We start from the raw sequence: 21,540 nt of genomic DNA on the forward strand, positions 1-21,540 counted from the left end.
GGCCGGGCAGGCAGGCCAGCAGCAGGAGCAGCTCGACGACGATCAGTGGTGTAGACCCGCGCGGCGGCCCGCGACAGCGGCCCGTCGCCGAACTGCCGCGCGGTCCGCGCCGCGTCGCTGCTCACGGCCGGCCGGCCCGGTCGCCGTCGGTGCCCGCGCGGCCGGGCGGCCGGTCGTCGAGGCCGTACCGGTGGTCGCGCCGCAGCGCCAGATCGAACCGGCCGGTGCCGAGGCGGGCCCGCCGGGCGTCGGTGAGCCGGCCCGTGGGCCGTTCGGGAACGTGGATCCGCATCGGCGTCCTTGTCCTGCTCGTCGTGCCGGCCGGGCCGCCGGCCCCGGCGGACCCCGGTGCGGGGCCCGACCGGGACCGGACGGTCAGCCGTTGTCCTTCTTGAACCGCTCGTACGCCTTGTTCACCAGCTCGATGTACTGGTCGGCGTTCTTGGCCTTCAGCTCACCGACGTAGGCGTCCCACTCGGTGAGCGGTCGCTGGCCGAGGATGAACTTCAGCGTGTTCTGGGTGACGTGGTCCTTCAGCGGCGTCTCCCACAGCGACACCTGCTCGCGCTCGGCGTCGGTGAGCGGGGCCGGCGGCGGCACCACGATCGGCTTGCGCGCGTTCATCACCTTCTGGAACTCCAGCTCCTCGGGCGAGAAGAAGGACTGCAGCAGGTCGAGCTTGCCGCCGTAGGCGAAGACCCCGTTGGCGAAGCCGAAGTCCTTCTGCAAGTGCTTGGTGCCCTTGGGGTTGAGCCCGATCATGTCGACGTCGGGGGCGGGGATCCGCTTGCCGGCGGCGTCCCTGGTGAACGTGGTGCCCTCGATGCCCCACTTGGCGAACTCCTGGCCGGCGTCGGAGTAGTAGAGCCAGTCGATGAACTGCATCATGGCCACGAAGTTCTTGCTGTCCCGGGCCTTCTTGGAGATCATGACGCCGTTCTCCAGCCGGGAGGCGGGGTTGATCTCGCCGGCCGGGCCGATCGGCAGCGGGATGTTGACCAGCTTCGCGCCGGGGATGGTCTTGGCCAGGTCCGGCCGGTAGTCGTTGACCAGGGTCTGAGCGTTGCTGGTGATGACGAAGGACTTGCCGTTGGCGAGCTTCTGGCGGGCGGCGTCGTCGGTCTGGGTGAAGCTCTCCGGGTCGAGCAGCCCCTCGGTGACCAGCTTGTTGAGGTACTGCACCATCTGCTTGTACTGCTCGGTGGCCCCGGTGTAGACGAACTTCCCGGCGGCCGGGTCCCAGGTGCTGTGCTGGAAGGCCCAGCCGGCCTGGGTGCCGTAGGCGTGGCCGATGTTCCGCAGCAGGGCGCCGCCGGGGTTGGGCTTGCTCCACCGGTCCGAGTACGGGTAGGAGTTCGGGTACTTCGCCTTCATCGCCTTGAGCACCGAGTAGAGCTCGTCCCACGTCTTCGGGATCGGCAGCTTGAGCTCGTCGAGGATGTCGGTGCGGACCGCCACCGAGTATTCCTGCCAGGGCTTCTCGTGTAGGCCCGGGAGCAGGTAGAACTTGCCGTCGGACTGGCGCAGCGTGTCGATCTCCGGCCCCAGCCCCCACTTGTCGATCTTGTCCTTGAAGTGGGGCATCAGGTCCAGGTAGTCGCTCACCGGCAGGATCGCGCCGGAGGAGACGAACGCGTTCTCGTCCGGGTGGTAGGTCTTCGGGATGATCAGCGGGGCGTCGCCGGCGCCGATCAGCAGGCTGCGCTTCTGCGAGTAGTCGCTCAGCGGCACGGCGACCGGTTCGAGCTTGACGTTGGTCCGCTTCGTCAGCTCCGACCAGAACAGCCACTCGTTCTTCAGCGGGTAGTTCGGATGGTTGTTGTACAGCACGGAGAAGGAGAGCGGCTCGGTGGCCGTGAACTGGGTCCCGACGCCGTACTCGGCCATGGCGCCGGTTCGGTTGCCGGACAGGTCCTTGGTGTCGCCGGCCTCTTCGGAGCAGGCGACGAGGGTGAGGGTGAGCAGACTGGCCGCGGCTATCGCCGCGCGCCGCCACGTTCTGTGGAACACGGCTCGTCCTTTCCGATCAGATGGTGGGGTGGTGAGGGGACATCGCCGGGCTACCCCTTGACCGCGCCGAGCATCACGCCCGACACGAAGTAGCGCTGGATGAAGGGGTAGACCGCCAGGATGGGCAGGGTGGTGAGCACGATCGTCACCGCCTGTAGCGTCGCGGCGGCCTGGACCGCGTCGGCGTCGGCGACGCCGCCGGCCGACTGCGCGCCGGTGGCGCCCGCGATGAGGTTGCGCAGGTATACGGTCACCGGGAACAGCTCCTGCTGGTCCAGGTAGAGGAACGCGGTGAACCACGAGTTCCAGAAGGACACCGCGTAGAACAGCACCATCGTGGCGATGATGGCCTTGGACAGCGGCAGCACGATCCGCAGCAACGTCCCGTACGTGTTCAGTCCGTCGACGGCGGCGGCCTCCTCCAACTCTTCCGGCAGGCTCTCGAAGAACGCCTTCATCACCAGCAGGTTGAACACGTTGATGGCGTTGGGCACGACGACGGCCCAGATGGTGTTCTTCATGCCCAGGCTGGTGATCAGCACGTAGTTGGGGATCAGCCCGCCGGAGAAGAACATGGTGAACACGGCGATGCCGACGAGCGCGCCGCGGCCCTTGAGCCGCGGCTTCGACAGCACGTACGCGTAGCAGGTGGTGAGTATGAGGGAGATGGCCGTGGCGACCACCGTGTACACCACCGTGTTGCGGTAGTTCGTCCAGAACAGCGAGTCGGACAGCACCAGCTTGTACGTGGTCAGGTCGAACCCGCGCGGGACGAGGTTGACCCTCCCGGCGATGATGTACGCCTCGTCGCTGAGCGAGCGGGCCACGATGTTGACGAACGGGTACAGCGTCACGATCACGACGCCGGTCAGGATGACGGCGTTGACCGCCTGGAAGACCCGGTAGCCCCGGGTCGGGCGGGGCCCCTTCGGCCGGCGGGCCGCCCGCCGGGGTTCGCCGGTCTCGATGGTCACCACAGGCTCGTCCCCACCGTGCGCTTGGAGATGATGTTCGCCGTCAGTACCAGGGTCAGCCCGATCAGGGCCTCGAACAGCCCGATCGCGGCGGCGTAGCTGAAGTTGCTGGACTCGAAGCCCATCCGGTACAGGTACGTGGAGATCACGTCGGCGGTCGGGTAGGTCAACGGGTTGTACAGCAGCAGGACCTTCTCGAAGCCGACCGCCATGAAGGTGCCGATGTTGAGGATCAGCAGCGTCATCATCGTGGGCCGGATGCCGGGTAGCGTCACGTGCCAGGTCTGCCGCCACCGGCTCGCCCCGTCGATCCGGGCCGCCTCGTAGAGGTTCTCGTCGATCGTGGTGAGCGCGGCGAGGTAGAGGATGGTGCCCCAGCCGACGGTCTGCCAGACCTCGGAGGAGACGTAGATCGTCCGGAACCATTCGGGCCGTTGCAGGAACGGCACGCCGTCACCGCCGAGGCCGCGCACGATCTGGTTGACCGTCCCGTCCATCGACGTCAGCTGCATGACCATGGCGGCCACGATCACGATCGACAGGAAGTGCGGCAGGTAGGACACCGACTGCACGAACCGCTTGAGCCGGCGGGCGCGGACCTCGTTGAGCAGCAGCGCCAGGACGATCGGCAGGGGGAAGCAGAACAGCAGGGTCAGCGTACCCAGCACGAGGGTGTTGGTGAACACCTCCCAGAACGTCGGGTCGGCCAGGAACAGGCGCACGTAGCGCAGGCCCACCCAGTACTCGCCGAACACGCTGCCGCCGGGGGAGAACCTCCGGAAGGCGATCACGTTGCCGGCCATCGGCAGGTACCGGAAGACCAGGAAGAACAGCAGGGGTGCCACGGCCAGGGAATAGAGCTGCCAGTCCCGGCGCAGCGCCTGCCGCCAGGTGCGGCGGCGTCCCCCGGCGGGCGCGGGCCGGGCCGGGCCGCCGTCGGGGCAGTCTCGCGTCGGTGGTGGTGCAGCGTGTCGGGGGTGGTCATCCTCGACCTCCAGAGGCGGGGAGCGGGAGGTGCCTAGGCGGATGCGGGACGGCGGCCGGGAGCGACGTGCGCGGTCGACACCAGCCGGCGCTGGTGGCCGACCTCGCGTTCGGCGCCCACGAGGCGCAGCGGGAGGGCGGCGGTGACCTCGCCGCTGGACGGGCCGAGGTAAGAAAGACGTCGCCGGGCTCGACGACGCGCCGGCCGTGCGCGCCGGTGAACGACGTCAGGTCGGCGGAGATCAGGAAGGTCACCCGTGCGGCCTCGCCCGGTTCGAGCGGGACCCGGGCGTAGCCGATCAGGCGGACCACCGGCCGGGTGGTCTGCGCGACCGGGTCGTGCAGGTACAACTGGACGATCTCGGCGCCGGCCCGGGTACCGGTGTTGCGGACCGTGACGTCGACGGCGACCTCGCCGTCGACTGCCCAGTCGAGGCGCCCACCGCCCGTGGCGTCGGCGCTGACCTCGCCGGCGCGGTCGTCGTCGGCCACGCGCACGCCCGCGTCGCTCCACTCGAACGTCGTGTAGCTCAGCCCGTGGCCGAACGGGAACGCCGGGGTGGGGTCGACCGACGACACCTCCGAGCGGCGTCCCAGCGTGGGGGAGAGGTAGGTGGACGGCAGGCCACCGGAGCCCCGGGGCACGCTGACGGGCAGCCGCCCGGACGGGTTCACCGCGCCGGTGAGCACCTCGGCGAGGGCCTGCCCGCCGCGCTGGCCGGGGAGGAACGCCTGCACGACGGCCGCGGCGGCGTCGACCTCGGGCCCGAGCGCGTACGGCCGCCCGGCCAGCAGTACCAGCACCACGGGCGTGCCGGTGGCGAGCACGGCCCGGACCAGCTCGGGTTGCACCCCGGGCAGCCGCAGGTCGGTGGCGTCGCATCCCTCGCCGGAGGTGCCGCGGCCGAACATCCCGGAGCGGTCGCCGACGGCGAGCACGCACACGTCGGCCTCGGTGGCCGCCGCGACGGCCGCGGCGAAGCCGGACGTGTCGTCGCCGGTGACGGCGCACCCGGGGGAGTGGGTGAGCCCTGGGAGCAGGTCGCCGAGGGCCTCGCGCAGCGAGGGCAGCTCCACGCCGAGCCCGTGCTCGGGGTGACGCACCCCCACGTGGGCGGGGAACGAGTAGCAGCCGAGCATCGCCATCGGGTCGTCGGCGACCGGGCCGACGAGCGCGACGCGGCGGTGGGGGGCCAGCGGCAGCAGCCCGTCGTTGCGCAGCAGGACCACGGACTCCCGGGCCAGGCGCAGGGCCACGTCCCGGCCGGCAGGGGCGTCGAGGCACAGCTCGTCGGCGCCGTCGGGCAGCGGCTGCCACCCCTCGTCGAGCAGGCCCAGCTCGATCTTCTGCGTCAGCACCCGGCGCAGCGCTCGGTCGATCAGCGCCTCGTCGACCTCGCCGGAGCGGACCGCCTCGACCAGCGGGGGGCCGAACGCGTCCACGGTGGGCAGCTCGACGTCGATGCCGGCGCGCAGGGCGAGCCGGGCCGCGTCGGCGGCGTCGGCGGCGACTCCGTGCAGCGTCTGGAGGAACCGCACCGCGAAGTAGTCGGCGACCACGGTGCCGGTGAAGCCCCACTCGTCGCGCAGCAGCCGGGTCAGCATGGCCTCGTCGGCGGCCACGGGCACGCCGTCGATCTCGGCGTAGGAGTTCATCACCGAGCGTGCGCCGCCCAGCCGCAGCGCCATCTCGAACGGTGGCAGGATGACGTCGGTCAGCTCCCGGCGACCCATCGACACCGGGGCCAGGTTGCGACCGCCGCGCGAGGCCGAGTATCCGGCGAAGTGCTTGAGGGTGGCGACGACGCCGGCACGTTCCAGGCCGCGCACGTACGCCGCGCCGGTCGTGCCGACCAGGTACGGGTCCTCGCCGATGGTCTCCTCGGTGCGCCCCCACCGGTAGTCGCGGGTCACGTCGAGCACCGGCGCCAGTCCCTGGTGGACCCCGGCCGCCCGCAGCGACCGGCCGATGTGGCCGGCCATCTGTTCGACCAGCTCGGGGTCGAAGGACGCGCCCCAGCACAGCGGCGCCGGGTACACCGTCGCGCGCCAGGCGGCGAAGCCGGTGAGGCACTCCTCGTGCACCTGCGCCGGGATGCCGAACCGGCTCGCCGCCGCGATCTCGGCCTGGGACGCGGCCAGCGACCGCGCGCCGGCGACGGGGTCGACCGGTGCGGTCCCGAACGGCCGGGTCAGCTGGCCCAGCCCGTGCCGGATGACGTCGCTCCACCGCAGCTCGCCGTCGACCATCTCGGACTGGTACGGCGCGACCCCCTCCCCGGAGGCGTCGGCACCGACCCAGACCCCGAACAGCTGGGCGATCTTCTCCTCCAGCGACATGAGCGGGAGCAGGGCGTCGGCGCGCTCGGTCGGGCACAGTCGCGGGTCACGCCACCGCTCGACGTCCGGGGACGTCTCCGCGTGGTGGACGGGCAGCTGACTGTTCATGCCAAACCCCTTCAGTCGGACCCGGGGCGCTTCCCGGCGGCCGGCGACGGCGAACACAACCGAAAGTTTCGGAAATCGACGCCTGCCTTTTTCGGGCAACTTAAGTGCCTCTCACGGGCGTGTCAAGGACCCCCCGCCCCGATGCGGATCGACCGGCGTCATCGTACCTGGGCGTCGGCCGTGCTACAGTCCTCGAAAATTTCGGCCACGGTGCTGTGAGGCTTCGATGACAGAGTCGCGCTCGGTCACCCCGGCCCGCTCCGCCACGATCGCGACCATCGCCGAGGAGGTCGGCGTCTCAGTGGCGACGGTGTCGAAGGTCCTCAACGGACGCGCCGACGTCTCGCCCGAAACGAGGGCCCGGGTCGAGGCCAGCCTCGACCGGCACCGGTACCGCCGTCGCGCCAAACGCCGGGCCGACGGTGGGGGTCAGCTCGACCTGGTCTTCCACGGGCTCGGCTCCGAGTGGGCGGTGGAGATAATCCGAGGGGTCGAGGCCGTGGCGTCCCACGCCCGCATCGACGTGGTGCTGTCGCAACTCGGCGGCAGCCACCGCCTGCCGCAGCGGTGGCTCGACGGGGTCCTCGCCCGCCGGCCGGCCGGGCTGCTGCTGGTGCTGTGCCACCCGACCGAGCCGCAGCGGCGGCAGCTACGCCGCCAGCAGATCCCCTTCGTCGTCGTCGACACCGACAGTGCCACCTCCGCGTCGGTGCCCACCGTCGGCTCCAACAACTGGAACGGCGGCCTGCTCGCCACCCGCCACCTGCTGGAGCTGGGCCACCGCCGGATCGCGGTCATCACCGGCCCGCGCGACGTGCTCTGCGCCCGCACGCGGGCCGCCGGCTTCCGCTCCGCCCACGACGAGGCCGGCGTCCCGGTCGACCCCACCCTGGTCCGCTACGGCACCTTCCAGGTCAAGGACGGCTACCGGCTCGGCATGGAGCTGCTCACCGCCCCGCACGCCCCACCGCGATCTTCGCCGGATCGGACCTGCAGGCCCTGGGCGTGCTGCGGGCGGCCCGCCAGCTCGCATCGACGTCCCCCGGGAGCTTGTCGGTCATCGGTACGACAACTGCCCGTGGGCGGCGTGGACCGGCCCCGCCCTGACCACGGTCCACCAGTGGGGCGCGACATGGCCACCACGGCGACCCAGATGCTGCTCGAAGTCGCCCGTGGGGCCGACCTGCGACCTGCCGCGTCGACCTGGTCGCCGAGCTGGTCGTGCGCGAGAGCACCGCCCCGCCCGCCCCGCACCGCTGAACCGCGACCCGGAGAGGACCCATGCCCCAGTTCGACCTGCCCCTCGACCAACTGCGCCGGTACGCCCCCGCCGTGGCCGAGCCCACCGACTTCGACGAGTTCTGGCGTACCACCCTCGAGGCGGCAGCCGAGCGCCCCGTGCTCGTCGACGTCCGCCCCGAGCCGACCCACCTGCGGCTGGTCGACACCTGGGACGTCACGTTCGCGGGGTTCGCCGGAAATCCGGTGCGGGCCTGGTACACCCGGCCCGCCGGGGCGGACGGGCCGCTGCCCGTCGTCGTGGAGTACGTCGGCTACGGCCGGGGCCGGGGCCTGCCGCACGAGCGCCTGACCTGGCCGGTGGCCGGCTACGCGCACCTGCTGATGGACGCGCGGGGCCAGTCCGGCCACTACGGTCCCGGCGACACCCCCGACCCCCACGCGGGCGCGCCCGGCGGCCCCTGGCCGGTGACCTGGGGCATCCTGGCACCCGAGGACTACTACTACCGCCGGCTCATCACCGACGCGGTGCGCGCCGTGCAGGCGGCCCGCGCGCTGCCCGGCGTCGACCCCGGCGGGGTCGTCGCCGCCGGCAACAGCCAGGGCGGCGGGATCGCCCTCGCGGTGGCGGGCCTCGTCGGCGACCTCGCGGCCCTGGTCACCACCGCGCCGTTCCTGTGCCACGTCCAGCGGGCCATCGAGATCACCGACGCCGAGCCGTACGGTGAGATCGCCCGCTACCTGGCCGCCAACCGGGCGGCCGAGGAGGCGGTGCGGCGTACCCTGTCCTACGTCGACGGCGTCACCTTCGCCCGCCGGGCGGTCGCGCCGGCGCACTTCGGCGTCGGCCTGCGCGACATTGTGTGCCCGCCGAGCACCGCGTTCGCCGCCTACAACCAGTACGGCGCCGCCAACGGCCGGACCGCCCCGCCCCGGCGGGAGATCCACACCTACCCGTTCAACGGTCACGAGGGCGGGGAGGCCGTGCAGGTCCGCCGCCAGCTGGCCTGGCTCGCCTCGGTGCTCGCCGTGCCGGGCGTCGCCACCGGCACCGCCACGGAAACCGCTACCGAGCCGGAGGAGACCGCGTGAGGATCGTCGACGCCCGGGTCATCGTCACCTGCCCGGGACGCAACTTCGTCACCCTGAAGATCATCACCGACGAGGGCGTCACCGGCGTCGGCGACGCCACTCTCAACGGCCGCGAGCTGGCCGTCGAGGCGTACCTGCGCGAGCACGTCGTGCCGCTGCTGATCGGGCGCGATCCGGCCCGGATCGAGGACACCTGGCAGTACCTCTACCAGGGGGCGTACTGGCGGCGCGGCCCGGTCACCATGAGCGCCGTCGCGGCCGTGGACACCGCCCTGTGGGACATCTTGGGCAAGGTCGCCGGCCTTCCGGTGTACCAGCTGCTCGGCGGCCGGTCCCGCGAGGGCGTCACCGTGTACGGCCACGCCAACGGCGAGACCGTCGACGAGGTGCTGGCCGAGGTGGCCCGGTTCGTCGACCTCGGCTACCGGGCGGTGCGGGTGCAGTCCGGCGTGCCGGGGCTGGCCAAGACGTACGGCGTGAGCGCCGACAAGATGTTCTACGAGCCGGCCGACGCGGCGCTGCCCACCGAGACGGTCTGGTCGACGGCCCGCTACCTGGCCCACGTGCCCGGTGTGTTCGCCCGGGTCCGCGAGGAGTTCGGCCCGACCCTGCGGCTGCTGCACGACGTGCACCACCGGCTCACCCCCATCGAGGCGGCCCGGCTCGGCCGCAGCCTGGAGCCGTACGCGCTGACCTGGCTGGAGGATCCGGTCCCCGCGGAGTTCCAGGAGGGGTTCCGGCTCATCCGGCAGCACACCACCACGCCGATCGCCACCGGCGAGGTGTTCAACTCCGTCTGGGACGCCACCACGCTCATCCGCGAGCAGCTCGTCGACTACATCCGCACCACGGTGGTCCGCGCCGGCGGCATCACCCACCTGCGGCGCATCTTCGACTACGCCGCGCTGCACCACGTGCGCAGCGGCTCGCACGGGGCGACCGACCTGTCGCCGGTCTGCCTGGCCGCCGCGCTGCACCTGGACATCGCGATCCCGAACTTCGGCCTGCAGGAGTACATGCGGCACACCGAGGAGACCGACGCGGTCTTCCCGCACGGCTACCACTTCGCCGACGGCTACCTGCACCCGGCCGAGACGCCGGGGCTCGGGGTGGACATCGACGAGGAGGCGGCGGCCCGCTACCCGTACTCCCCGGCGTACCTGCCGGTCAACCGGCTGGAGGACGGCACCCTGCACCCCTGGTGACCCGGCCGGTGCTCGGCCGGGCCACCGTCACGTCCCGGCTCAGCTCAGCAGGAACGTGGTCAGGTCCCCGGCCGCTGGCCCGACGATCAGCCGGCCCCGGTCGTGCCGTAGGTACGCGGCGGCGTCCGCGGCGAGCTGGAGGGAGACGCCGCCACCGGTGCGGGGGACCCGCCGGAAGCTCGCCGCGGTCGCCTCGGGGCTGCCGGCGGCCACCGGGACGATCTGCACGGTCCCGTCGACGACCCGGACGTACCGGTCGGGGAAGTTGACCGACCGCAGCGACTCGGTGCCGGTGCCGGCGAGCCCCGGCACGAAGCGGAACTGGCTGTCGGCCAGCTCGCGCACGCCGGTGTCCACCCGCAGCACGTACTCCCAGTGCCGGACGTACGCCTTGCGGGCGTTGGCGGGGGACAGCCGCACGATCGGGCCGCCCTCGCCCACGGGCACCCCGAACAGCGGCGAGCCGTCGCCGTGCCAGTACAGCCGCTGCACCCGGGTGTGCCGGTTGGGGTCGTAGAGCGGGTCGCCGGTGATGTCGCGGTAGTCGCGGGCGTGGTAGACGAGCACGTCGGTCACGCCGTCCTCGGCGACGGTGAACGAGTTGTGCCCCGGCCCGTACCGCTTCGTGCGCTCGCTGGTGACGAAGACCGGGTCGGGAGTCTTCACCCACGACCGGTTGTCCAGCAGGTTCGCGCCCGCGTCGGCGGTCAGCAGCCCCATGCAGTACCGGGCGTCCGTGGCGCTGGCGGAGAAGGTCAGGAACACCCGCCCGTTGCGCACGAGCACGGCCGGGCCCTCGTTGACCGCGAAGCCCTGCGTCTCCCAGGCGCGCGTCGGGGTGGCGATGCGGACCGGCTTGGTGCGGATGGACCACGGCGTGTTCATCTCGGCGATGTACAGGCTGGTGTTCACCGCGATCTCCGGCTCGGCCTGCGCCCACACCAGGTAGCGGCGCCCGGCGTGGGCGAAGGTGGTCGCGTCGAGGGAGAAGTCGTCCCACTCCGTGACGATCTGGCCGCGCAGTTGCCACCCGGCGGGGTCGCGCGGGTCGTCCAGCCTCGACTCCAGCACGTACATCCGGATGCGGAACACGTTGTCGGAGTCGCCGGCGGCGAAATAGATGTACCAGCGGCCGTCGATGCGGTGCAGCTCCGGGGCCCAGATGTGCCCGGCCATCTTGCCGCTGGCGGGCCGCCGCCAGACGACGGACTCGGTCGCGGTGGCCAGGCCGGCGATGGTGGACGCCCCCCGCACGACGATCCGGTCGTACTCCGGCACCGAGCCGGTGAAGTAGTACGTTCCGGCGACCGGGCGGGTGATGAACGGGTCGGCGCGCTGGGTGATCAGCGGGTCGACGGTGGTGACGCCGTAGATCTCGGCGTCGGTGCGGGCCACGCCCGGCCGGGGCCCGGCGGTGGCCGCGGAGGACAGCCCGGCGACCATGCCGGTCGCCGTCACGCCCAGCCCGCCCCGCAGCAGGGCACGTCGGCTCATCGGGTACGTCATCGTGCTACCTCACTTGGTCCGGATGCGCAGGAAGGTGACGGAGTTCGGCGCGAAGGTACGGGTGAAGGCGCTGGCGATGCCGCCGACGGTCCGGGTGACCGGCTGGATCGGCTCGGCCGAGCGGGTGTTCTGCTCACCCGGGTCGCCGCTGATCACGGTCATCCGGGCCTTCTCGCGCACCCGCAGCCCGCCCAGGTCCACCCGGGTCACGGCGGCCTTGTCCTGGGCGTTGACCACCTTGACGATCAGCTCGCCGGTGGCGTCGTCGCGGGTGACGACCTGGGTGAACGGGCGGGTCACCCGGTCGTCGGTGAAGCTGGCCCACTCCTGGCCGTCGAGCAACAGGGTGACCCGCGTGCCGCGCACCTGCACCCTGACGTCGTACGTGGTGCCGGTGGTGATCCGGTTGGGCTTGGCGACCAGGGTCTCCTTGCCCCCGTTGGTGGCCTTCTCCACCGCGCCCTGGGTGTTGTTCCAGCCGCCGAGGTTCCACCAGTAGAAGTTGCCGGAGTCCTTGACCCCGAACGCGATGAGGAAACCCTCCGCGCCGGCGTTCTTGCGGGCCTTCAGCGTCAGGTCGTAGTCGCTCGCCGTGATGTCGGCGGCCTTGACCAGGGTGTCCTGCGCGCCGGTGTCCGACTGCGTGTACGCGCCGTCGACCACCGACCAGGTGCCGCGGTTGGCCAGCGGCGTCCAGGCGTTCGCCCCGGCGGAGAAGTCGTCGGCGAACAGCACCGTGCCGTCGGGGGCGGTCACCCGCACGTCGTCGTACGTGGCCGAGGTGGCCCAGGTCGACAGGCCGATCGCGCCGTTGATCGGCGTCGGCGCGGTGGACGGGCCGGTGACCCGGCTGGGCACGGTCCGGTCGCCGACGTTGTTCATGAACAGCTTCTGCACCTGGTAGCTGGTGGTGCCCCACGACTCGTCGTTGTCGAACCAGATCAGGTCGGGTCGCCACTGGACGTTGTCCACGTTGGCCAGCAGCGGCGCGTACGAGGCCATCCGCACCACGTCGGCGTTGCGCTCCAGGCCGGTCAGGTACGACGCCTCGGCCAGCGAGTTGTACAGCTTGTTGCCCTGCGAGGCGTACTCACCGAGGAAGACCTTCGGGCCGGTGCGGTCGTAGGTGTCGTAGCGGGTGTGGTTCTGTAGGAACCACGCCGGGCTGTTGTAGTAGTGCTCGTCGACCATGTCGACGCCGGCCGCCCGGTTGAGCTGCCAGAGCCGGTCGAAGGTGCTGCCCTGGTCGTCGGGGCCGGAGTTGCCGATCACGGTGATGTCCGGGTGCTTCTCCTCGATCGCGGCGCGGAACTTCTCGAAGTTGGCGAAGTACGCGTCGGGCAGGTTCTCCTCGTTGCCCACGGCGAGGTGGGTGAGGCCGAACGGGCGGGGATGCCCCATGGAGGCACGCAGACCGCCCCAGGTGGAGCTGGTCGGGCCGTTGGCGAACTCGATCAGGTCCAGGGTGTCGGAGATGTGTCGTCGCAGCAGCGCCTCGTCGACGGTGGCCTGGTTCTGCCCGCAGCCGGTGACCAGGGCGGGGACCACGGGCAGCGGCATCGCGCCGATGTCCTCGGCGAACTGGAAGTACTCGTAGTAGCCCAGGCCGTAGGACTGGTTGTAGCCCCAGAAGTTGGCGTTGGTGGCGCGGGTCTCGACCGGGCCGACGGTGTCCTTCCACTGGTAGGAGCGGGCCCGTGGCCAGTTCGAGGCGGCGTCGTAGCCGTACATGCTGCCGGTGTTGACCAGGCAGCCGCCGGGGAAGCGGACGAAGCCCGGCTTCAACGCCGCGATCTTCTCGGCGAGGTCGCGGCGCAGGCCGTTCGGCCGGCCGCGGAAGGTGTCGCGGGGGAACAACGAGACCATGTCCATCCGCAGGACGCCGGTGCCGCCCGCGCGCACCGACAGGCGGCCGGCGTCGGTGGTGCGGGTCGCCTTCAGCGTCCCGCGGTACTTCGTCCAGCCGGCGCCGCGCACGGTGCGGGACAGGGGCGCGGCGAGGGGCTGGCCGGCGGCGTCGTGCAGGGTGACCGACAGCGGGGTCCCGGCGGCGGCGTCGGTGCGGGCCCAGACCGAGAAGTCGTACGCGCCACCCGCGCGTACCGCGATCCCGCTGTGGTAGCCGTCGTTCGTCACGCCGTATTGGCCGGCGCCGGTGTTGGCGAGGTCGAGGCGCAGGTAGGTGCGGTTGCGCTCGTGCAGCCGGGCGTCGTCGTCCGCCGTGGACGCGGTGCCGGCCCCGCCACCGTCGGAGGTGGGCGTCCAGCCGGTCAGCGGGGTGTAGGAGCGGTTGTCGGCCGGGAGGAACTCGAAGGAGCGGTTGCGGACCAGTTCGGCGTGGAGCCCTCCGTCCGCGGCGGAGTTGATGTCCTCGAAGAACACCCCGTACATGGAGTCGCTGATCGGGGTGCCGGCGGCGGCCGGGTCGACGGTGATGGTGTATTCGGGCTCGGCGGCCGGTGTCTTGGCCAGACCGGGCGCGGCGGCGGCGACCGTGGTGGCCACCAGCGCGGCCGCCGCGAGGCCGAGCAGTGGGTGTGGTCGGAACATGTGTGCCTCCTGGACAACGGGCCCGCCTCGGCGTGCCGATGCCGAGGCGCGACCCGCCGCGCCCCCTGAGGGCCCTACATGTGAGCGCTAACACGGGCGAGTATTGCCGGCTGATGAAAACCGGTCAATAGTTGAGTTGCCGGCAAGTTTCTCCGGAGCCTTTCCCGTGCGGTCGACGTGCGGCCAGGGTCTTGCCCCACTCCACCACCCGCGCGGGCGTCGTCACCCCGGTCACGCAAGGTCGACGACCTCCCGCCCCAGGGGCCAGAACGCCGTGGGGACGAGCTTGAAGTTGGCGATCCCGAACGGGATGCCGATGATCGTGACGCAGAGGGCGACGCCTGCGACGATGTGGGACAGGGCCAGCCACCAGCCCGCGAGCACCACCCACAGCACGTTGGCCAGCCCGGAGGCGACGCCCGCGCCCGGCTTGGGCACCACGGTCCGGCCGAAGGGCCAGAGCGAATAGCTGGCCAGGCGCAGCGATGCCACGCCGAACGGGATCGTGACGACCAGCGCGAAGCAGATCAGCGCCGCGATCCCGTACCCGACGGCCAACACGATCCCGCCACCGAAGACGAGCCACAACACGTTCAGCAGAAAGCGAATCACCCTTCGAGCATGACCGACGCCCGCCACCGGGGCGCCCCTTCCGGTGATCCGTCCGGCGGGCGGCCGGGCATGGCAGGGGAATGGCTGGCCGATGGCAGGCGCTACCCGGCAGTCTGACCGCCTTCGGGTCCACGGTGGACCCGTTCGTGGAAGGAACTGCATGAGGTCACGTCTGACCACCGGTGGGGCCCGGGTCGTCGCGTTGGGTCTGCTGGTCACCGGCGCGGTGGTGGCCGCGCCGACGTCGGCGTCCGCCGATACGGCGGTCACCGGCGACGCTCCGGCGACGGCGACGGCGGTCGCCGTCTTCACCGGGGAACCCGCCGACACGGCCATCGAGTTGCCGGCGCGCGAGGCCGCCGCCCTGGAGACGGCCGAGGCGCGGGCGGAGGGCCGGCCCGACGCGCTCGCGCCGCCGTTCTACGACCCCGGCACCGCCCGGGTGAGCGCGCCCGTGGTGTCCACCGGTGACGTCACGGCCGTGCCGTACGCCGCCGCAGCCATCCCGATCTCGAACCTGGTCGACGAGTCGGGCGTCGACGAGACGGTGCCCGGGGAGGCCGCCGACAAGGAGGAGCCGACCACTTCCGCCGCCACGCGTGGCGGGACGGTCGCCGCGCAGGCCTTTCCCACGCTCTACTACCCGGCGACGCCGACGGCGAAGTACAGCCTCAGCCGGCTCTCCGCCGTCCGCGACGAGGTGCTCACGGCCGGGCTGGTCGGCCAGGCGTCGATGTACTCCGCGTACGTCGACGCGCCCCGCAACCGGGTCGTGGTCGAGGCGTCCGCCGTGACCGAGGGGATGCGGACCGCCCTCGCCACCCGGTACGCCGCCGACCTGGTGGCGCTGCGACTCACGCCGGGGGAGACCGCCGGCGTGTCGCAGGCCCGGCACAACGACACGAGCCCGTTCTACGGTGGGGCGAAGATGGGCCCGGACGGCTGCACCATCGGGTTCAGCTGGACCCACGAGGGCGCGCGGTACTTCGTCACCGCGGGCCACTGCACCACCGCCAGCCAGAACGTCTACATGGACCGGTACTCCTCGGCCGTCGGCAAGGTGATCGACGACAACTGGAACAACTCCACCGGCTCCGTGAAGATCAACGGCGCGAGCTATTACAGCGGCGACCTGTCGCTGGTGAAGATGAACAGTGGCTTCGGAATGACGGCGCGCATGTGGACCGGCGGGCCGACCTCCAGCACCAACCGTCCCGTGGCCGGCCCGGCCTCACGTTCGCCGAAGATCGGCGACAAGTACTGCACCGGCGGCAGCACCAAGGGCTCCATCTGCAACTGGAAGGTCGTCGCGACCGGCACCACCGTGCGCTACGACGACGGTACGGTCGCCCGGAACATGACCAAGGGCACCAAGCACGGCCACTGCACGGCCCCCGGTGACTCCGGCGGCCCGATCTTCACGATCAACTCGGCCGGCAAAATCGTGGCCAAGGGCATCCACAGCGGTGGTGGCGGTGGCGGTGGCGACCACTTCACCGGTTCGCTGGAGTCGCCCTGCCGCGAGTGGTTCACCGACATCCGCCTGGCGGAGAAGATCCTGCCGGGCATCATCTACAAGTACTGACCCGCGACGAGCCGGGGCGTCCGTTTCCACGGGAACGGGCGCCCCGCCGTCGTCGTCACAGGCCGGCGCACGGGGTGTCGGCCACCGCGCACGCCTCGGGCGCCTTGACGAACGGGTCGGCGTCGCGGACGTCGAAACCGGACCGTCTGCGATCCGCCCGCCGGCACCGCCGGGCTCGGCGGCTCCGCCCGGTGCCCGGGTCAGCGCCCGGTGCGGGACATGCTGTGTGGGGGCCGACCGAGCAGCGCGTCGAGGCGTGCGCCCAGCTGGCCCGGGTCGTGCGGCGGCCGGGCGAAGGGCAGCCGTACGTCGCCGGGGTGCGCGGTGGCGCCGGCGGGGGGCTGCACGCGCAGGACGATGCCGGCGCGGTCCAGCCGCAGCAAGTGGACGCGGGCGCCCTGGTGGCGCAACCGCGCGGGGACCAGCCCGGTGAGCCGCTTTCTGGTGCGCGGATCGGCGTCGAGGCGGCGCAGCAGCTCCGCCTCGGCCGGGGCGAGCGGATCGGGCCGGGCCGGGCCGTGGCGGCCGTCGGCGCCCACGCGGTGCCGGCCGGTGAGGTCGGCCCGGTGCGTCGGGGTCAGCAGCGTCACCGAGTCGGCGGCGACGAGCAGGGTACGCAGCCGCTCGGCCGGTGTGCCGACGGCCACCGTGACGGCGGCCGGGGGGATGTTGCCCGACATCTGCACCTCCTATTAGGTTAGCCTTACCTTATCTGAGAGGCAGATGATGAATCAGTCCCGCCCCAAGGCCAAGCGGTCACGTCGGCTCGGCATCGCCCTGACCCCCAAGTGCGTGCGGTACCTGGAGCGCCGCCCGTTCCCGCCCGGAGACCACGGCAGAGCCCGGACCAAGGACAGCGACTACAAGGTCCGTCTGCTGGAGAAGCAGCGCCTCAAGGCGCAGTACGACCTGCGGGAGGGGCAACTCCGGCGGGCGTTCGACCGGGCGGTGCGCCGGCCGGGCAAGACCGGTGAGGAACTCGTGGTCGACCTGGAGACCCGGCTCGACGCGCTCGTGCTGCGCGCGGGGTTCGCCCGCACCATCTACCAGGCGCGGCAGCTGGTGACCCACCGGCATCTGACCGTCAACGGTCGGCGGGTGGACCGCCCGTCGGCACGGCTGCGCCCCGGCGACGAGATCGCGGTGGCCGAACGCAGCCGGGGCAGGGCGCCGTTCCTGCTCGCCGCCGGGGGAGCGCACGCCCCGCAGCGGCCCGCGCCCTACCTCGACGTCGACCTGGCGGGTCTCGTCGCCCGGCTCACCCGGCCGCCCCGGCGGGTCGAGGTGCCGGTGATCTGCGACGAGCAGCTCGTCGTCGAGCACTACTCCCGCTGACCGGGGCGTGGAGCATGCCGGCCCGGCCGGCGCGGATCAGTCGGTGAGCTCCAGATGCCGGTCGATCATCGCGTTGACCTGGGCCGGCACCTCGAGCTGGACGAAGTGCCCGGAGCCGGCGGCCTGCCCGATGTGAGCCTGTGGGGCCAGCCTCCTCGGCCTACCGGGGGTAAGTGGTTGGGAGGTTCCTGTTCCACCGAAGCGCGCGCCGTCGCGGGCCGCGATAGCGTACTGTGTCCTTCGTGCCATTACATCCGTTTCGTCAGCTATAGCGAAAGGGGTGTGCGGGTGCGTGGTGACAGGGGCGCCCCGTGAGCGCGGAACTCGACCGGTTCTTCGCCAGCCTTCCAGAGGTCGCCCGGGGCCGACTGCCCACCACGCCCGCCGGGCTCATCGCCTTCCGCTTCGTCACCGAGGACGGGTCGACCAGCACCTGGTTCGTCACCCTCGACGGCGGACGGGTCCGGGTGGACCGCCGCGGCCACGACCCGGACTGCGTGGTGGAGATGCGGCCCGAGACGTTCGAACGGCTGGTCGCCGGGGCCGACCACGCCTTGGCGATGCTCTTTCGTGGCGTCGTGTCCGTCGAGGGTGACCTGCCGCTGTTCCTGGTGTTCCGCCGGCTGCTGCCGATCCGCGCCGACAGCGCCGGCAGCGCCGGCAGCGTCGCGGCCGAGCCGACCGCCGAGACCCTCCCCGGCGGCGGGCACGACGGCATCGGACTGCACGACACGACCGGCATCTTCTACGGCAACATGTTCATGATCAGCAACCGCAACGGCGACGTCGAGACCGAACCGGCCACCCCGCTCGGCCTCTTCTTCCTCGACACCCGCTTCCTGTCGACTTGGCGCCTGAGCCTCGATGGGGAAAAACTCACCGAACTGTCGATCGAGGACGTGCGCTCCTTCGAGTCGAGGTTCGCCCTGGTGCCCGGCCAGCCCACGTACTACGTCCAGGCCACCACGTCGATCCTGCGGCACCGCTCGGTGGGGGAGACCTTCGAGGAGGCGGTCACCCTGATCAACTACGCGGCGGAGCCGGTCCGGTACGCCCTCCGGCTCGACGTCGGGGCGGACTTCGCGGAGGTGCAGGAGATCCGCGACGGCCTGCGCCGGGCCCGCGAGGTGTCCACCACGGTCGACGACAGCGCGCTGCGGCTGCACTACCGGCGGCGTACCCTGCACCGGGAGACGGTCGTCAGCGCCAGCGAGCCGGCCCACGTCGACGAGCGCGGATTCACCTTCACCGTCTCCGTCGATTCCCACAGCACCTGGACCGTCCGGCTGCGCGTGCTGACCCTCGTACGCGACCTGAGCCGACGCGACCTGCGGGAACGGCTGCACAGCTCCACCCACCGGTCCCGGGCCGAGGCCGGCCGGGAGATCGACGGGATCGCCGCCGCCGTGCCCGAGCTGCGTGCCGACCACGGGCCGCTGTCCGAGGCGTACCGGCGCAGCGTGCTCGACCTCGCCGCCCTGTACTACCAGGGCCTCAACTACCGCGACCGCCTGCCCGCCACCGGGCTGCCCTGGTCGATGACCCTGCTCGGCCGGGAGAGTCTGGTCAGCAGCCTGCAGGTGCTGCCCTTCCTGCCGCACCGGGCCGTCAGCACGTTGCGGATCCTGGCGCTGAGCCAGGGGGCCAGGATCGACCCGTTCCGTGGCGAGCAGCCGGGCCGGATCGTCCAGGAGAGCCGGTACGGCGAGTCGGCCGCCTTCGCCGACACCCCCGACGCGGCCGACTACTCCGCCGCCGACACCACCCCGCTGTTCGTCATCCTGCTCGACGAGTACGAACGCTGGACCGGCGACGCCGAGCTGGTCCGTCGCTACGAGTTCGAGGCCCGCGCCGCCATCGCCTGGCTCGACGAGTACGCCGACCCGGTCGGCGACGGCTACGTCTGGTCCACCCGCCGGCAGCGCCCCGGCGGCCGGTCAACGAGAGCTGGCGCAACTCGGTGGAGAGCATCTGCTTCCGCGACGGCCGGCTCGCCACCTTCCCCCAGGCGATCTGCGAGCTCCAGGGGTACGCCTACGACGCCCGGCTACGGGCGGCCCGGATGGCCCGGCTGTTCTGGAACGACCCGGCCTACGCCGACCGGCTCGAACGGGCCGCCGCCGCGCTGCGGGACCGGTTCAACCGGGACTTCTGGCTGCCGGAGCGGGGCTACTACGCGCTGGCATTGCAGTCCGACGGTCAGCGGGTCGACGCGCTGGCGTCCAACGTCGGGCACCTGCTGTGGAGCGGCATCGTCGAGCCCGAACACGCCGAGCGCCTGGCGGGCCACCTGCTCGGGCCGGCCCTGTTCTCCGGCTGGGGAGTGCGGACCCTGGCCAGCACCGAGGGGCAGTACAACCCGCTGGGCCACCACACCGGCGCGATCTGGCCGGCGGACAACTCTCTCATCGTCTGGGGCCTGCGCCGGTACGGCTTCCGGCAGGAGGCCGCCCGGATCGCGCGGGCGCTGCTGGAGGCGGGGCAGCACTTCCAGGGCGCGCTGCCGGCGTACTTCGCCGGCTACGACCGGGCCACCACCCGCGTCCCCGTGCCGCACCACGCCACAGACAGCCCGTACGCCCCCTCGGCCGGGGCACCCCTGCTGCTGCTACGTGCCCTGCTCGGCCTCGAACCCCGCGACGACCATTTGGTGATCGACGCCGGTGTGCCGGAGGACATGGGCCAGATCGAACTGCTCGACATCCGGGGCCGCTGGGGCTACATCGACGCCCTGGGGCGGGGTCGCCCCTTTCGCGACCAGCCCCGTGCCTGAGCCCCGCCCTCGCCGGTGCGCCGGCCCCCGTCACGCGCGCCGGCCTGCGGCGCGCGGTCACAGGCCGGCGCACGGGGTGCCGACCACCGCGCACGCCTCGGGTGCCTTCACGAAGGGGCCGGCGTCGCGGACGTCGAACCGGATCACCTGCGACCCTCCCGCCGGCACGGCCGGCCCGCTGAACGTGACGGACTGGCCGTCCTGCTGCCAGTCGGCGCCGCTGACGTCGGCGACCGTGCTGCCCGAGGGCAGGGTGAGCACCACCGTCCAGTCCCGGGCCGCCGTGTCGGCCGGGTTGTCGACCACCACCTCGCCGGTATAGCCGAAGATCCTGGTCGCCAGAGTTTCGTACCGGGCGGCCAGGAGCGCTTCCGGTGACGGGGACGCGGTGGGCGTCCGCGACGGCGTGGCCGAGGCGGAAGGGCTCGGACGGGCGCTGCCTCGGGGCGCGCCGCGCGTGGGTCGGGCGGAGGCGGTGGCTCGGGGCGGCGGGCTGCTGGCGGCCGTGGTGGCGACGGGCGGCATCGTCGCCGGGTCGGGCGCGGCGGCGCGGTCCGGGCTCGACGGCAGCAGGACCCAGGCCGTCAGCCCGGTGACCAGCACGCCGCCGCCGAGCGCCGCGAGCAGCGCGGTGCGGCGCCAACGACCGGCGGGTGCGGGCACGTCGCGCAGCGCCTCGACCAGTGGCATCTCGGCCGTCGGCGGCCCCTGGTCGCGTTGCAGGTCGACCTGCTGGAAGGCCAGCCAGTCGAGAATGGCGGGCAGCCGCCCGGTCAGCGCCTGCCGGTAGGACTGCTCGCGGCGGGCGCGCTGCTCCACGGGCCAAAAGCCGTGTTCGAGGCGCTCGCGGACCACCAACCGGCAGCCCTCGGCGGTGGGGGTGATGGCGCAGCTCAGCAGGGTGCGCCGGCCGGCCTCCTGGCACCGCAGGACGAGCGCGCCCGGCTCCCGCCGCTCGGTCACCTCCGCGTCCACAGCGGCGTCGAAGCCCGGCAGTCCCGCCGTGTAGAGCAGTAGCCGGCCGGGCCTGCCGGCGACGGGCTCGACCTCGGTGTACCAGCGGGCCAGCAGCGTCGGGTCCGTCAACGCGCGCCAGACCCGACCGGTGGGATGGGACAGGTCGACCTGCGCCCCGATCTCGCTCACGGCGAGACTCTATACGGGCCGTCGGACGTCAGTCGCCCTGAGCGACGCCCCGCGCTGTCCCGGTGACCCACCGAAACCGGA

16 protein-coding genes and 3 pseudogenes are annotated in these 21,540 nt (G+C 72.1%); 8 read left to right on the forward strand and 11 right to left on the reverse strand.

All coding sequences use genetic code 11. The features are described from left to right. Positions 1-121 precede the first annotated feature (121 nt). From MCAG_RS33110 to MCAG_RS29155, 5 genes are all read right to left on the reverse strand, one after another. The gene (locus tag MCAG_RS33110) at positions 122-292 is read right to left on the reverse strand and encodes a hypothetical protein (RefSeq protein ID WP_007076523.1); all 171 of its coding nucleotides are present in this window, start codon (positions 290-292) and stop codon (positions 122-124) included. An 83-nt stretch (positions 293-375) separates the two neighbouring features. Beyond that, entirely contained in the window at positions 376-2,010 is a 1,635-nt protein-coding gene (locus tag MCAG_RS29140) for an extracellular solute-binding protein (protein ID WP_007076524.1), read from the reverse strand. Positions 2,011-2,060: 50 nt separating this feature from the next. Continuing rightward, entirely contained in the window at positions 2,061-2,984 is a 924-nt protein-coding gene (locus MCAG_RS29145) for a carbohydrate ABC transporter permease (RefSeq protein ID WP_007076525.1), read from the reverse strand. Next, positions 2,981-3,829 (reverse strand): sugar ABC transporter permease, encoded by an 849-nt coding sequence (locus tag MCAG_RS29150; protein WP_232290324.1) that lies wholly within the window; start codon positions 3,827-3,829, stop codon positions 2,981-2,983. The genes MCAG_RS29145 and MCAG_RS29150 overlap by 4 nt, the downstream gene beginning before the upstream one ends. Positions 3,830-3,965: 136 nt before the next feature. Beyond that, positions 3,966-6,416: a glycoside hydrolase family 3 N-terminal domain-containing protein gene (locus MCAG_RS29155; protein ID WP_007076527.1), complete on the reverse strand. Its 2,451-nt coding sequence runs from the start codon at positions 6,414-6,416 to the stop codon at positions 3,966-3,968. A gap of 226 nt (positions 6,417-6,642) precedes the next feature. Here MCAG_RS29155 and MCAG_RS35490 point away from each other — a divergent pair. The 4 genes and pseudogenes from MCAG_RS35490 to manD all read left to right on the forward strand — a co-directional run. Next, positions 6,643-7,314 (forward strand): annotated as a pseudogene (locus MCAG_RS35490) (LacI family DNA-binding transcriptional regulator); the annotation flags it as partial. After that, a complete protein-coding gene (locus MCAG_RS36470; protein ID WP_369751392.1) occupies positions 7,236-7,523 on the forward strand; it encodes a substrate-binding domain-containing protein in 288 nt (95 codons plus the stop codon). The pseudogene MCAG_RS35490 and the gene MCAG_RS36470, both read left to right, overlap by 79 nt. A 174-nt stretch (positions 7,524-7,697) precedes the next feature. Further along, positions 7,698-8,747 (forward strand): acetylxylan esterase, encoded by a 1,050-nt coding sequence (locus MCAG_RS29165; RefSeq protein ID WP_007076528.1) that lies wholly within the window; start codon positions 7,698-7,700, stop codon positions 8,745-8,747. Beyond that, positions 8,744-9,952 carry a D-mannonate dehydratase ManD gene (gene manD, locus MCAG_RS29170; RefSeq protein ID WP_007076529.1) on the forward strand — a complete coding sequence of 403 codons (1,209 nt, stop codon included), beginning with the start codon at positions 8,744-8,746 and terminating at the stop codon, positions 9,950-9,952. Before MCAG_RS29165 ends, manD begins: the two co-directional genes overlap by 4 nt. Before the next feature lie 39 nt (positions 9,953-9,991). Here the strand turns inward: manD and MCAG_RS29175 are convergent, their stop codons facing one another. The 3 genes from MCAG_RS29175 to MCAG_RS29185 all read right to left on the reverse strand — a co-directional run bounded on the left by MCAG_RS29175 (position 9,992) and on the right by MCAG_RS29185 (position 14,620). Further along, complete coding sequence (locus MCAG_RS29175) at positions 9,992-11,446, reverse strand: family 43 glycosylhydrolase (protein ID WP_232290325.1); 1,455 nt, start codon at positions 11,444-11,446, stop codon at positions 9,992-9,994. Between the two features lie 21 nt (positions 11,447-11,467). Beyond that, positions 11,468-14,008, reverse strand: coding sequence for an alpha-L-arabinofuranosidase C-terminal domain-containing protein (locus MCAG_RS29180; RefSeq protein WP_036375760.1), 2,541 nt, complete (start codon positions 14,006-14,008; stop codon positions 11,468-11,470). Positions 14,009-14,239: 231 nt separating this feature from the next. Then, the gene (locus tag MCAG_RS29185) at positions 14,240-14,620 is read right to left on the reverse strand and encodes a YccF domain-containing protein (protein ID WP_036375763.1); all 381 of its coding nucleotides are present in this window, start codon (positions 14,618-14,620) and stop codon (positions 14,240-14,242) included. 160 nt (positions 14,621-14,780) lie between these two features. Here MCAG_RS29185 and MCAG_RS29190 point away from each other — a divergent pair, with 160 nt between their 5' ends. Beyond that, a complete protein-coding gene (locus tag MCAG_RS29190; protein WP_036375765.1) occupies positions 14,781-16,205 on the forward strand; it encodes a S1 family peptidase in 1,425 nt (474 codons plus the stop codon). 200 nt (positions 16,206-16,405) lie between these two features. On the opposite strand, the gene MCAG_RS29195 is transcribed toward MCAG_RS29190, so the two are convergent. Continuing rightward, positions 16,406-16,885, reverse strand: coding sequence for a hypothetical protein (locus tag MCAG_RS29195; RefSeq protein ID WP_050778124.1), 480 nt, complete (start codon positions 16,883-16,885; stop codon positions 16,406-16,408). A 46-nt stretch (positions 16,886-16,931) separates the two neighbouring features. Between MCAG_RS29195 and rpsD the strand changes: the two genes are divergently transcribed. Further along, entirely contained in the window at positions 16,932-17,540 is a 609-nt protein-coding gene (rpsD, locus tag MCAG_RS29200) for a 30S ribosomal protein S4 (protein ID WP_007076535.1), read from the forward strand. 36 nt (positions 17,541-17,576) lie between these two features. On the opposite strand, the gene MCAG_RS35495 is transcribed toward rpsD, so the two are convergent. Next, positions 17,577-17,789, reverse strand: a complete 213-nt coding sequence (locus tag MCAG_RS35495; protein WP_036375768.1) for a hypothetical protein — start codon at positions 17,787-17,789, stop codon at positions 17,577-17,579. A 62-nt stretch (positions 17,790-17,851) separates the two neighbouring features. Here MCAG_RS35495 and MCAG_RS31630 point away from each other — a divergent pair. After that, a pseudogene (locus tag MCAG_RS31630) lies at positions 17,852-18,157 on the forward strand (SCP2 sterol-binding domain-containing protein); the annotation flags it as partial. Between the two features lie 138 nt (positions 18,158-18,295). Beyond that, positions 18,296-20,313, forward strand: a pseudogene (locus tag MCAG_RS29210) (glycogen debranching N-terminal domain-containing protein). A 57-nt stretch (positions 20,314-20,370) separates the two neighbouring features. Here the strand turns inward: MCAG_RS29210 and MCAG_RS29215 are convergent. Next, entirely contained in the window at positions 20,371-21,459 is a 1,089-nt protein-coding gene (locus MCAG_RS29215) for an SRPBCC domain-containing protein (protein WP_007076537.1), read from the reverse strand. Positions 21,460-21,540 lie beyond the last annotated feature (81 nt).

This window comes from Micromonospora sp. ATCC 39149, from assembly GCF_000158815.1.
In the GTDB taxonomy this organism is placed as follows: Bacteria; Actinomycetota; Actinomycetes; order Mycobacteriales; family Micromonosporaceae; genus Micromonospora.